Source organism: Paenibacillus sp. FSL K6-1566, from assembly GCF_038050475.1.
Classification (GTDB): domain Bacteria; phylum Bacillota; class Bacilli; order Paenibacillales; family Paenibacillaceae; genus Paenibacillus_AQ; species Paenibacillus_AQ lactis.
In genome coordinates this window covers 3,585,664-3,597,740 of sequence record NZ_JBBOSR010000001.1, presented here as the reverse complement: position 1 = coordinate 3,597,740, position 12,077 = coordinate 3,585,664, and the positions used below count along the sequence as shown (strand labels likewise).

At 45.3% G+C, this 12,077-nt stretch carries 11 protein-coding genes; 2 read left to right on the top strand and 9 right to left on the bottom strand.

Annotated features, from left to right (window positions below; translation table 11 throughout):
* Positions 1-127 precede the first annotated feature (127 nt).
* From NST08_RS15775 to NST08_RS15755, 5 genes are all read right to left on the bottom strand, one after another.
* Positions 128-991 (bottom strand): metal-binding protein ZinT, encoded by an 864-nt coding sequence (locus tag NST08_RS15775; protein ID WP_007128090.1) that lies wholly within the window; start codon positions 989-991, stop codon positions 128-130.
* Positions 992-1,215: 224 nt separating this feature from the next.
* Positions 1,216-2,361: a VanZ family protein gene (locus NST08_RS15770; RefSeq protein WP_007128091.1), complete on the bottom strand. Its 1,146-nt coding sequence runs from the start codon at positions 2,359-2,361 to the stop codon at positions 1,216-1,218.
* A 236-nt stretch (positions 2,362-2,597) separates the two neighbouring features.
* Positions 2,598-3,866 (bottom strand): cytosine deaminase, encoded by a 1,269-nt coding sequence (locus NST08_RS15765; protein ID WP_341341966.1) that lies wholly within the window; start codon positions 3,864-3,866, stop codon positions 2,598-2,600.
* On the bottom strand, positions 3,835-5,112 hold the full coding sequence (gene codB / locus NST08_RS15760) for a cytosine permease (protein ID WP_251534794.1): 1,278 nt from the start codon (positions 5,110-5,112) through the stop codon (positions 3,835-3,837). The genes NST08_RS15765 and codB overlap by 32 nt, the downstream gene beginning before the upstream one ends.
* Before the next feature lie 340 nt (positions 5,113-5,452).
* Positions 5,453-6,487, bottom strand: a complete 1,035-nt coding sequence (locus NST08_RS15755; protein ID WP_341341965.1) for a Cfr family 23S rRNA (adenine(2503)-C(8))-methyltransferase — start codon at positions 6,485-6,487, stop codon at positions 5,453-5,455.
* A 208-nt stretch (positions 6,488-6,695) separates the two neighbouring features.
* On the opposite strand from NST08_RS15755, the gene NST08_RS15750 reads away from it, so the two are divergent.
* A complete protein-coding gene (locus tag NST08_RS15750) occupies positions 6,696-7,835 on the top strand; it encodes an acyltransferase domain-containing protein (RefSeq protein WP_341341964.1) in 1,140 nt (379 codons plus the stop codon).
* A gap of 114 nt (positions 7,836-7,949) precedes the next feature.
* Positions 7,950-8,831: an AraC family transcriptional regulator gene (locus NST08_RS15745; RefSeq protein WP_341341963.1), complete on the top strand. Its 882-nt coding sequence runs from the start codon at positions 7,950-7,952 to the stop codon at positions 8,829-8,831.
* Between the two features lie 90 nt (positions 8,832-8,921).
* Here the strand turns inward: NST08_RS15745 and NST08_RS15740 are convergent, their stop codons facing one another.
* The 4 genes from NST08_RS15740 to NST08_RS15725 all read right to left on the bottom strand — a co-directional run bounded on the left by NST08_RS15740 (position 8,922) and on the right by NST08_RS15725 (position 12,076).
* Positions 8,922-9,506 carry a hypothetical protein gene (locus NST08_RS15740; protein WP_341341962.1) on the bottom strand — a complete coding sequence of 195 codons (585 nt, stop codon included), beginning with the start codon at positions 9,504-9,506 and terminating at the stop codon, positions 8,922-8,924.
* A 15-nt stretch (positions 9,507-9,521) separates the two neighbouring features.
* On the bottom strand, positions 9,522-9,923 hold the full coding sequence (locus NST08_RS15735; protein ID WP_341341961.1) for a helix-turn-helix domain-containing protein: 402 nt from the start codon (positions 9,921-9,923) through the stop codon (positions 9,522-9,524).
* Between the two features lie 196 nt (positions 9,924-10,119).
* Positions 10,120-10,563 carry a GNAT family N-acetyltransferase gene (locus NST08_RS15730; RefSeq protein ID WP_341341960.1) on the bottom strand — a complete coding sequence of 148 codons (444 nt, stop codon included), beginning with the start codon at positions 10,561-10,563 and terminating at the stop codon, positions 10,120-10,122.
* A 277-nt stretch (positions 10,564-10,840) separates the two neighbouring features.
* The gene (locus NST08_RS15725) at positions 10,841-12,076 is read right to left on the bottom strand and encodes a VWA domain-containing protein (RefSeq protein ID WP_341341959.1); all 1,236 of its coding nucleotides are present in this window, start codon (positions 12,074-12,076) and stop codon (positions 10,841-10,843) included.
* Between the last annotated feature and the right edge of the window lies 1 nt (position 12,077).

Below are 12,077 nucleotides of genomic sequence, written 5' to 3'. Positions count from 1 at the left end.
AAAACCCCTAGGATACGCTTGTAAGAGCGCCTGGGGGTTTTGAATCCGAAACTATTTAAATATAATGAAGCCTAATGTGTTGAAAGCTAATTTCAACTCTCAACGCCGATTCAAAGCAGAGTTGGCGTTAGTGTGCCATCATTTCATGGGCTATGCTGTGTCCATCCATGTCGGACGGGTAATAAGTAGGCCAATTCGTAACTTCTTCAAGTAAAGCCTTGCGATCGTCTCCCCAATATAAATGGAAATGATCCGACTTGCTGGGGTTGATCCGGTGGTCGCTAAACTGAATGTAACGAGGCAGTCCCTCGACTTCTTCCACCGACTTAAATATGTAACGAACCCCGCGGTTACCGGCCTCGTAGGTCAGTATTTCGTATCCATCGGATTGGTACTTCCCTGAACGTTGCTGGCCCTTCGTGAAGAACGTGACAGTGTCTCCTTCAATCACAATGCGTTCCGTATCGGTCTTGTAGCCGACGTCATAATATTCCTTATACTCCTCCGCCGTCATTTTCCCGGAATCCTCCGCTTTATGCGCAAATACCTCATCCAATGTACCATCCAGCAAATATGGATAAACCGATTGCCAGTCTCCTTCCCAATCTGACAGCGTACGGTTCTGTACTTGGCTGTCCTCAAAGAATCCCTTGTAGATCGCCTCTGCTTCCTCATCATGATCATGATGTTCGTGGTTGTGATCATGGTTATGTTCATGGTTATGTTCATGGTTATGTTCATGGTTATGTTCATGGTTATGTTCATGGTTATGTTCATCCTCCTCGTCATGAACATGATTCGTGTTGCTTTCATTAGTACTGCTGCTTTCTTCAGTACCGCTGCTCTCCTGAGTGCTACTGCTTCCATTCGTACCGCTGACTGCCTCGGTTTGATTCAAAGCGCCACTGTCGTTAGAGCCAGCGCTTTGACACCCGGCAAGCCACAACCCCAATACTGCTAAAATGACTCCAATCCCAAGTTTTAGTTTCATATTCTCCTCCATTTAATTGTAATGTTTACGATTAAAGATTATACGGAGGCTGGATTTCTTTGTCAATGAAAATCGTAATGTTTTTTAATTACATTTCAAAGAATATGCCTACCACGAGGTCATCGACCAGAAAAACCGCACCACGCCGGAGCCCCGATCTTGAGATTGACGAATAACAGTCAATGCGGGGAATGGCCATGGTGCGGTTTAACATCGTTTAAGATTTATTTTTTCCTTGGTACTATATTCGCCACATCGTCAAAGTAAAGGGTTCGTTTCCCTTTCTTGAAGAGGACGACGGTGACATGGATAAATAATATGGCCCACATTATAAACACAAATGCTAATGCAGCCACACTGATCCAAACATGATAAGGATAAAGAATTGAATTCATGTCTAACTTAATGCCATTAAATAGACGCGTAATCCATGTTGCCGCTAAAGGCAAGTAAAGCGCAAAGGATCTTTTTAACAAGGACGGCCACGAAGGTGTTCCCTCACCCACTGTAGTTAGCTTGAATCGCAGTAAATGGGTTCCGATGGTTTTTCCATTCCAAATAAAAGGAACTACAGAGAAAAGAATAATAAACAAAATCGTTGTAAACAGAAATTCTGCAAATTCGCTGGTGATAAAGAAACCAACGGTAAGGCTCCAACTAATCTTGATCAACAGATAATCGACAAGCACAGCCAGTAATTGCGGCAGCGGAGGTACGAGCGGACTTTCCTGCATTTTTTCTGCCTTCGCTATAAGGTTATTTCGAGACGGAAATAGCGCAAGTATGACAGGAGCAATGATGAATCCAAACAAAGCACCCGTGCTGTTTAGTATAAGATCATCGACATCGAAGATACGATATGGACAATTGTAGATTCCGTAGATCCCTGTAATTTGGGTTGTTTCATAGAAAAGGGATAACGCGAACCCCAAACCAAGCGCTTTCTTCCAATTTCGTTTATGCTGAAAAAAATACCTTAGATAAACGCCAAGCGGCAATAATAATAAGAAATTGAATGCCGCCTGCAAAAATACACTGTCCGTAAGTACCCGCGCATAGGTCGATGGCTGTGACCATACGACTGAACGACTATGTATAATTTCCCAAATAAAATGAAATGGGACGAGCGAATAATGAACCGCATCGGGTGATTGCATAGCGCAGGTATTTCGAGTATCCGGAAGAGGCAGGAGAACTAAAAATAATGCCGATAACATATAAAAAACAAAGGAATAAGCCACGATGGATGCCCAAAGACTTAAATGTCCATATTTTCTATAACTATAAACCATCCAAGGAACAATAAGGAAAAAACTCAATATGCAAAAAATAATAAATGCTGTTTTTATGGGAATTAAATATACAGACATACAGGCACCTCTTGAATTGGAAAGATGAATAGATAACCTTATTCTTACGAATTTCTTTCAAAATCCCTTTGCAACTTTGCTTTTCTTGATTAATCTACCCCAAGGGATTATTTTAATTCGGATTCGAAAATAGACTGTAAAAAAGGACTGTACCTCTGCTCTACGTCTGCATTCAAACATAATGAAGGAGACACCCCAGATCGGGGTGCCTTCTTGTTAGAATGCGAATCCTTCAATTATTTATTGAAAGTGACCTTCTCCGAACCGCTCTCAAGAACGATCGACGTGTCCCGCGGCTTCGTTTCCGCGATTTTGCGGCCGCCTCTGAACGAATAAAGCACTGCTGCCTGCTTGCGGATAGCCTCGTATTCGTTCTCCGCTTCAAGAACGATGAAGTTGGCAGGCTTGCCTTCTTCAATACCGTACACATCCTCGATATGCAGTGTTCTTGCACTATTTTTCGTAATAAGATCGATCGAGTTTACGATTTGATCGTAACCAAGCAGCTGCGAAGCATGGATGCCCATATGGAGCACTTGGAGCATATTGCCCGTGCCTAGCGGATACCATGGATCAAAGATGTCATCGTGACCGAAGCACACATTTAGTCCGGCTTCCTGCAGCTCTTTGACGCGGGTCAGCCCTCTTCTCTTCGGATACGTATCGAAGCGTCCCTGCAGGTGGATATTAACCAAAGGATTGGAGACAAAATTCAGGTCAGCCAGCTTCAGCAATCTAAACAATTTGTACGTATAGGCATCATTATATGACCCCATCGCCGTTGTGTGGCTTGCCGTCGTACGAGAGCCCAGTCCGCGTTCGTAGGCTTCTTTGGCGACAACTTCCACGAAACGCGATTGCTCATCATCGATTTCGTCGCAATGGATGTCGATGAGCCGGTCATATTTTTCCGCGAGATCAAAAGCAACCTTCATCGAATCAACGCCATACTCCCTTGTGAATTCAAAGTGGGGAATGCCGCCAACCACGTCAACGCCCATTCTCAGCGACTCTTCCAACAGTTCCGCGCCATTCGGGTAGGAGTGGATGCCTTCCTGCGGAAAAGCGACAAGTTGGATGTCAATATAAGGTGCCATTTCTTCTTTCACTTCAAGCATCGCTTTAACTGCGGTTAAGCTAGGATCGGTCACGTCCACATGCGTCCTTACGTGCTGGATGCCTTGAGCAATCTGCCACTTCAGAGCTGTTGTGGAGCGCGTTTTGACGTCTTCATGCGTCAGGAACGCCTTGCGTTCTGACCAGCGCTGGATGCCTTCGAACAGCGTTCCGCTCAAATTCCATTCCGGCTCACCGGCCGTGAGCGTTGTGTCCAGATGAATGTGAGGTTCAATGAACGGCGGCAGCACAAGCGAGCCGCCCACGTCAATGACTTCCTCGTTTGCCGTTGTTTCCAGCGACTGCGTAATCCGTTCAAACTTCCCGTCCTTCACGACGATATTCCATAAGCCCTCTTTACCCCGCAATTTTGCGTTCTGTATAATCATTGGTTTTCCCCTTTTCTGTGGATTCTTTGGCAGGAACGATCAGCATTAACACGATGTAGACCACCGCCGTTCCGACCAGTGCGTTCAATGGCGTTATTCCGGGAGCCAGCTGGGCGAAGGCAACGCCAATAGCCCAAGCTGCCATCGCTATCCAGTTTACCTTTTTAAAAGTCATCTCGGCAAACGGTTTATAATTTCTGCGCTTTACAAAGAAGTAGTCCGCGATGATGATAGCACCGATGGACGGAATCGCCGCGCCCAGCACATTTAGGAAACCGACGAAATTGTTGTACATCCACATGGCCAAGACGGTACCCACGATGCCATTGACAATGACGAAGAACTTTTTCGAAATTTTCGTGATGTTCGCAAAGCCTAGCCCGGAAGCATACAGGGCATTATCGTTCGTCGTCCAGATATTCAGCCCCAGAACGACGATCGCGGGAATGATCAAACCTTGCAGGAACATGACTTCCGAGATATCGGCCTGGTTATAAGCCATTGCGCCGACGGCGCCGAACAAGAACATGAGCGAGTTCCCAAGGAAGAACGCGATGACCGTTGCGGTAACCGCCTGCCGGGACGTCTGGGAAAACCGGGCGAAATCGGGCGTCAGCGTTCCCCCGCTAATGAAAGATCCGATACAAATGGTCAATGCAGCTGCCGTGGTGAGCGTCTGGGTCGGCGTGTAATCGAGCAGCCCTTGCAGCCCCCCCAAGGATCCTGCCCCTTCAAACATGGAGTAGCCGCCAAGAATGGTAATGGCCGGAACTGCGATGTAGCCCAAAATGACGAGCGACTTCATGCCGAAGATGGCGGATGCCGTCATGGCGAAACCAAACAAGAAGATCAGCAGGTACACGTTCCAATCCATCGCTTTGGCAACCGGAATCGCGAACATGGCCACGCCGACGCCAAACCATCCGACCTGCGTGAATCCGAGCAGGAACGATGGCAGGTACGACCCTTTTTCACCGAACGCATATTTTGCCAGCAAGTGCGTGGAAAGGCCCGTTTTGGCAGCGATATGTGCCAGTGCTCCCGTATAGATGCCGAGTGCCAAATTGCCCGCAAGCACGATTCCTATGAACTCCATGAACGTCAAGCCGACTCCTAGCGTTCCCCCTGCCAGCATGCTTGCCGAAAAGAACGTGAACCCTAACATGACGGATAATGTCTTCCAAAAATGGTTTCTCTGCGTTTTCGGTACCGCTTGCCACGAAAACTCTTGATCTTGTTTGCTCATCAGAATACCTCCAGGTTAAAGTGTCCTGATACCAAAAAAGCAGAAAAAAGAGGCTACTCGTCATGTCTCAAACTGACAAGTAGCCTCTTCTTTACATCATAACCCGCGCGAAGACGCAGAGCATCCCCTGATGGGGTATGCACTGAATCACGCGTGATTATAAACATCCGCTGCCCTTGCCAGCCTCTCTGGACTGATTTAAAGGTACCAGTATTCAATTACATTCTATTATTTTGGAAAAACCTACGATTGTCAATGTTATAATTATCCAATGCTCATACTTTATGTTCATTTATCTAGCAGTTATATAGAGGTATTCGCCTTTCCTGGTCAGGTCGACTTATTGGTTTGATCCATACAGTTGGCCGCATGCTGCGTTAATGTCTGATCCGAATTGGGTCCGCACGGTGACATAGATTCCCTTTGACTTCAAGACTTTAAGGAACATATTGATACTGTTCTGATCCGACTCTGCAAAACTTTGCGATGTAGCGTCAGTGGAATTGTAAGGAATTAGATTGACATGATATAAATGTTCCCATGACCCTCTGCTACGCAACAAATCAGCAACTGCTTCAGCATGTTTCGTTGAATCGTTAATACCCCTTAGCAGGATATAAGCAATGTAGACCTTTCGTTTCGTTTGTTGGATATGCTCATCCAACACGGTCAGAACTTCCTCCAATGGAAAATGATTGTTAATTGGCATTAACTCGCTTCGCTGATCATTAAAAGGTGAATGTAGCGAAAAGGTTAAGTTAATCTGCGGAAATTCCTTCGTCAACTTTTTTATTCCCGGTATTAAACCTATGGTAGAAACCGTAATTCTTCGATGTCCTAAACCGAAAAGCTTAGGATCCGTCAGTACATGCAATGCATCAAATACATATGGGTTTGCAAGCGCCTCTCCCATTCCCATAAAGGACACACTGTCTAAGGGATACTTATTCAAAGTAAAGTAAAGGAGTTGATCCGTTATTTCATCCGTTGTAAGATTCCTCTTCAAACCGAGTGTTCCCGTAGCACAAAAGGTACAACCAAATCCGCAACCGCACTGCGAAGAGATGCAATAGGATTCCCATCCCGTCTTATAACTTAACCTTACGGACTCAATGTATTCATTTCCAGAAATGGCAAACAGTATTTTGCTAACTTGATTGGATTTCTGCTCCATTTTTGGTGTGATGCTTAACACATTGTTTCCAAGCTCTTTGATTAATTCATTTCTTAATGGTTTAGGCAAGTTGTTCATTGCTTCAAAAGTTCGAATCTTGTTTTTGAAGATTGCCTCAGTTATTTGCGAATATCTATAATTCGGTTGCTTTAGAGCCGATAAGATCTTACGTATTTTTTCATACTTAGATAGATGCTTCATTTCAATCTCCCTTTAAACGGAGAAAACGCAAAAGAGCACCAGCTTACCGGTGCTTTTTTGCGTACAACAAAATCAGCAGAACGCAATGCTAACTTCAATAGTCGTAAAAGCACAATTCATTAGTCGGCAAATCGGTAGTTAACTACAGGCAAAGCGCAATAGAATATTAATAAGAGTCATATGGAAGCTCAAGGAGAGGTGAACATAGATGGAATTATTGTTACTTACTAAAGAATTAACCCAACAGTACTGTCGGAAGATTTTAATGCCTGAAGGGGCAACCGAAATTTTGATGGACATCGCCGATAAAATAAACCATGATCCACAACTGTTTGAAATTTATTGGGAATTTTATAAGAGTTATATTGACAGCGGATACTGGACGACGATTTGGGAACCATTGACGATCCATCCTTACGTGAAAGAGGTCATCGGAAAAGAAGCCTCGCTCTTTTATCTGCATGCAGCACTTCAAAGGCTGCCACTTACAGAGCAAAAGTATTCCGAAAAGGGACTGAGTCAAGAGTTATTCGTAGAAACGCTTAAGGACATCGGTGTATGGGTCCAACATGCCTTTCATTTAGTCGGTTACTATGCCATTGGCAATTTCAGCTGGATCTGGCGACATCTCGAAGCCAAGATGTTTCGGCTGGGCGGAATGCAGTTCATGGCAACCCCATTTTCCGGCATTGTAAAGGGCTTTTACAACATCAAAGAAGATGCAATTTTGCTCTTATGCGGCGAAGGGATGGAGCTAAGGGCGAACGGTGATATGCAGGGTGTATGTAATCAAGAGAAGACAACCGATGGCTACGTGACGGAATATCAGGAGACGGAAGATTATTTCTTAGGACATCCCATTACCCCTATTGGCAAAGGCATACGCCAACAAGTAAAGCTTAAAAAGACAGAGTGGAAAAAAGTACTGGACAAGGATGATATCTTGCTTGAGATCCACATTCCAAGAGATACAGCATTTGATATGGAATCCCTCAAAGACACCTATAGGCAAGCTAAGGAGTTTTACGCAACTTATTTCCCAGAAATCGAGTCCAAAGGGATGGTCAGCCATTCATGGCTGTTTACTCCCCAGCTCCGTGAGTTGCTGCCCCCGTCCAGCAATATCGTAAGGTTTCAAAAGCAGTTCTACCTCTATCCAACCGCGGGTTCAGAGCGCTTTTTATGGAATTTTGTATTTAATGAAATGACCGAGGTCAAGGAAGCAAAGCCCGACACCTTATTAAGGAAACAAGTCCTCAGCTATCTGGAAGAAGGTAAAGAGATATTCGATATGAATGGGATATTCCTTGATATTTGCGGTGATTTTGGAACTGTAGTCTACGAATGATATGATTGAATATGCGAAGCTGTATTGCTTTTGTAAGCATGATATTTCTGTGCACGGATTGCAAGGTACCATCCTTCAACATCTCTTATAGTAAGCCTTGAGAGGAGGATAACGATGGATTGGCTGGAACGCATGAATAACGCAATGGGATATGTCGAAACCCATTTATCGGAAGATATTGATTTCGATCAAGTTGCTAAAATCGCTTGCTGCTCCACTTACCATTTTCAGCGGATGTTTTCATTTATCACCAGTGTGCCGCTTTCAGAGTACATTCGGCGCCGACGGTTAACTCTTGCCGCATTTGAACTGCAGCAGAGTGATGCCAAAGTGATCGACACTGCTCTGAAGTATGGTTATGAATCACCAGAGGCATTTTCCAGAGCGTTTAAAAAAATGCACGGTGTAATGCCAAGCTCTGCGCGCGAGACAGGCATTGTCCTTAAGGCATATCCTCGCTTATCCTTTCATATTTCGATTCGAGGTGATGTGGAGATGAATTACAAAATCGAAGAAAAACAAGGGTTTGAAATGTTCGGCGTTTCGACTCCAGTCAATGATGCCGGGGATTTATTTGAACAACCCTTTGTTGAAATACCTGCTTTTTGGACCAAGTGTGTATCCGATGGAACCGTTGATCGGATCCGTGCTGCTGCGGGATTGGGGATAAACGGGCAGCTTCATGGGGTATTATACAACCATCAATGGGGGAAATTTTCATATATGATCGGTTACTTCCTACCTCCCGATGGCTTGCCGGCAGGGTTTGAAAAGCTTCATATTCCCACTCAGACTTACGCAATTTTCTCAACCGGCCTTTTCCTTGATGGACAAAGCGGTGTCCATGAATTGTGGAGGCGCATTTGGGGTGAATGGTTTCCGAGCTCAAATTATGAATTCGCAAATGGTCCGGAGTTTGAAATGACCTATGATCGCGGCAACAGCTTGTATGAAATTGAAGTATGGATCCCTGTCATGAAGAAGACTGATGCTTAGAACAGAGAGCAGCACGAGTGTCTGACACTACGTGCTGCTGTCCATATAGCTCAATCGAATATCCAAATAGGGAATCCTCACCCCAATCCCCTATATAGTTATTCCTTTATTAATAAGCAGCCATTTCATAAAGCTGTTTTCCGAGTCAATATGATCTTCAATAACGGCCGAATAAATATCAACACTAAAGAAATGTTTGCGGTACAGCGGGTGATTATAAAAGCTTTTCTTTAACCTCAAAATGACCATCCGTTGTTCAGGATTCATTTTTGTATTCAGTTCATGAATCTCCTTATGTTTCTGGGCAAATTCATCCGAGGAAATCGCCCAAACATCAATCTTCCAGGCATTTGAAGTAATATTCGTGTAACACCCCCAATAAAAACCCCGTGGCAAGTGTCCAGTACGACCGATATACTCATTTCGGTAATTCATCCTTGATGGCTTCATGCACAATGAAATTTGTTTACCCATTTCAAAAAAAGATTCTTCACTCATCTCATCGTTCGATAAATAAATGTCTAAATCTCTCCAAGTCATTAAATTCAGGAAGTAGCTTCCGCTTACAAATGGCTTACCGAACTTATTCAATACTCCCATTAAACCATATTCGTCAAGGATTTCGTCCGCTTCTGTTTTGATCGTTAAATTAAGCTCTTCCAGTTCAGTACTCATCACCCTACCCTCCTATTATTCGATTTCGGCTTGTTTTTTTATTGAATGAACAGTGTGTGTGAATGCTTCAGCAGCTTTATATGCATCTAATGCATTTTGAAGACGTTTTACTTGTTGATTCAACTGATTCCGATTGTCTTTTGCCTTTATTGTTGCACGCGCAGTCTCAATAAGATCTTCCATTGCTGCCTTTATCGCACGATTGTGAGCCTTTTCAATGAGCTGTACGGCCATATGAGTATAAATCGTTGCAAATTCTTTATCGCCAATCTGCTGCTCCCGGGCAGCCAAGTCGCTCTCACTGATTACCCAATCTCCGGAGTCGTTTTTCGAAGCGGTTAAACGTCCGTCATTAATCATGTTAAGAATGGTTTTGTAATGAACCCCAAGTAACGCTGCTGCTTCTTTAGCATTCATTTTTACTCAGCTCCTTATCCATAGTTATCCATATATTAAGGGATAATATGATGTAAGTAAACAGAAATAATAAGGTCCTGGTTTCTTTTCACAGACCAGCATAATGAAAAAGCCGCTCAAGTGAGCGACTTTTTTTGTGCATTTGAATCAAGTGCTATTTAGCACGTTCGTTTGGTCTCTCATCAGGGATAGTGAACTACCGGTACATTTGAACAAACCACATTTTAAAACCATGCTTCTCGTAGAAACCAATGATTTTTTGCCACTGCTTACTCGCTGCATAAACAAGAGAACGCTTTATCCCGTTTCGTTCTGCAGTTTGAAGAAGATGATCGACCAACATATGCCCGGTATTTTCACTTCGATATTCTGGATGAACGTACACTTCATCGATTTCAAGGTAATGCTCTCCTTTCTCAATGACAGCCAATCCATCGCTTTCATGCACGCTTCCCAGTATATAGCCGATAACTTCAGAGTTAACTTCTGCTACCCAAAAGTAGTCCCCTAAATAGTTTTTCATCAGTTCTTCAGTGTTGGCTCCTAAACCGTATGTAATACTCTCGGACGCCCACAGCTCAGATAGCTCAATCACTTTTAATATGTCAATTGCATTTGCCTTTCTAATATTAACCAACATGTCACCTCCAATCAGCTTGTAAAAGATGGCTACATTTTATCATTATTCCCTGAATTCAACTGTCCGACATTCAACTAACGATCCGCTAGCACAGCAGTATTTTTGCTGTAATCCTAGTTACTTTAAGTTGCTTACATTTCAATTGAAAATTTGTAGGATACCCGAGATATTCAACCTGGACCATGCATTAGTAAAAAAGCAGATTCATTAACCTGCTTAATGAACCTGCTTAATTATAATTACAAAATAATTCCCAAAGAAGTTGCCGCCCACAAACTTACCCTTTTGATGTGTTCAGCTTATTCGCTAGCTCGCTCATATCGCGGCCCTGCAGCGCACCTGCCACCAGCTCTGGCAGCATGCCTGGCGTGCAGGCGAAGCATGGGGTGCCGTCACGGGATAGCTGTCTCGCCAACCGCTCGTCGTAGAATGGCCGTCCGCTGTCCGACAGCGACAGCAGGCACAGCGTCCGCACACCCGATTCACGCATCTCTCGCATGCGGCGCACCAATGCCGCTTGGTTGCCGCCTTCGTATAGGTCGGTCACCAAAATAAACAGCGTTTTTTTCGGCTCCTCGATAAACGACTCGCAGTACGCGACCGACTTGTTGATGTCCGTTCCCCCGCCAAGCTGGACGCCGAACAACATATCGACGGGATCATCAGCGCACTGCTCCGTCAGGTCGACTACTTCCGTATCGAACACAACGACGCGGGTATCCAGCGCCGGCATGCTGGCGAAGATTGCGCCCGTTACCGACGCCCAGATGACCGACTCCGCCATGGAGCCGCTCTGGTCAATATCGAGAATGACGGTCCATTCCTTATTGCGCCGGGCCCGGTCGAAATAATAAAATTTTTCGGGAATCAGGATGTTCCGCTCCCGGTCGTAATGCTTCAAGTTGCGCCGAATCGTCCGCTTCCAGTCCAGTCCGCTGAGCGAAGGCAGCGGTGTGTGCTGCCGTTTATTCAGCGCCCCGGTTACAGCACGTCGCATGTCTTCCTTTAAGCGAGCCATCAGGTCGTCAACGACGGCCTTGACGAGGAGGCGGGCAGTCTCCTTCGTCCTCTCGGGAATTTTGCCCTTGAGCGCCATCAACGTTCCGACCATCTGAATGTCCGGTTTTACCGAAGCCAATAGCTCCGGCTCGAACAACAGCTGCTTCCATCCCCTACGCTCGATCGCGTCGTTCTGAATGATGGAGACGACATCCTCGGCAAACAGGCTGCGTACGTCGCCGAGCCAGCGGGACAGGTTAACCGAGCCTCTTCCTCCACCCGCTCCGCGGCCAGCGCTGCTCCCCGAGCCCCGTCCCGAACCGCCGCTGGAGTAGCTGGCGTCCGTGTCGTCGTAAATCGCGGCCAGCGCGGCATCCATGATCGCTTCTTCTTCCGTCAACTGCAGTGCTTCACTTCCAGCCAACTCTTCCAGCTTCCCCTGAACCGCCTCTCCCAGAATCAGGCGCCAGCGGGATACGGAGTGTTCCAGTCTCTCTTTCGTTTGATCCGTCATG

Coding starts and splice junctions, on each gene's coding strand:
- NST08_RS15755 (WP_341341965.1), bottom strand. CDS start 6,487: ATGAAGCATCTATCTAAGTATGAAAAAATACGTAAGATCTTATCGGCT.
- NST08_RS15745 (WP_341341963.1), top strand. CDS start 7,950: ATGGATTGGCTGGAACGCATGAATAACGCAATGGGATATGTCGAAACC.
- codB (WP_251534794.1), bottom strand. CDS start 5,112: ATGAGCAAACAAGATCAAGAGTTTTCGTGGCAAGCGGTACCGAAAACG.
- NST08_RS15770 (WP_007128091.1), bottom strand. CDS start 2,361: ATGTCTGTATATTTAATTCCCATAAAAACAGCATTTATTATTTTTTGC.
- NST08_RS15775 (WP_007128090.1), bottom strand. CDS start 991: ATGAAACTAAAACTTGGGATTGGAGTCATTTTAGCAGTATTGGGGTTG.
- NST08_RS15725 (WP_341341959.1), bottom strand. CDS start 12,076: ATGACGGATCAAACGAAAGAGAGACTGGAACACTCCGTATCCCGCTGG.
- NST08_RS15750 (WP_341341964.1), top strand. CDS start 6,696: ATGGAATTATTGTTACTTACTAAAGAATTAACCCAACAGTACTGTCGG.
- NST08_RS15740 (WP_341341962.1), bottom strand. CDS start 9,506: ATGAGTACTGAACTGGAAGAGCTTAATTTAACGATCAAAACAGAAGCG.
- NST08_RS15735 (WP_341341961.1), bottom strand. CDS start 9,923: ATGAATGCTAAAGAAGCAGCAGCGTTACTTGGGGTTCATTACAAAACC.
- NST08_RS15765 (WP_341341966.1), bottom strand. CDS start 3,866: ATGATTATACAGAACGCAAAATTGCGGGGTAAAGAGGGCTTATGGAAT.
- NST08_RS15730 (WP_341341960.1), bottom strand. CDS start 10,563: ATGTTGGTTAATATTAGAAAGGCAAATGCAATTGACATATTAAAAGTG.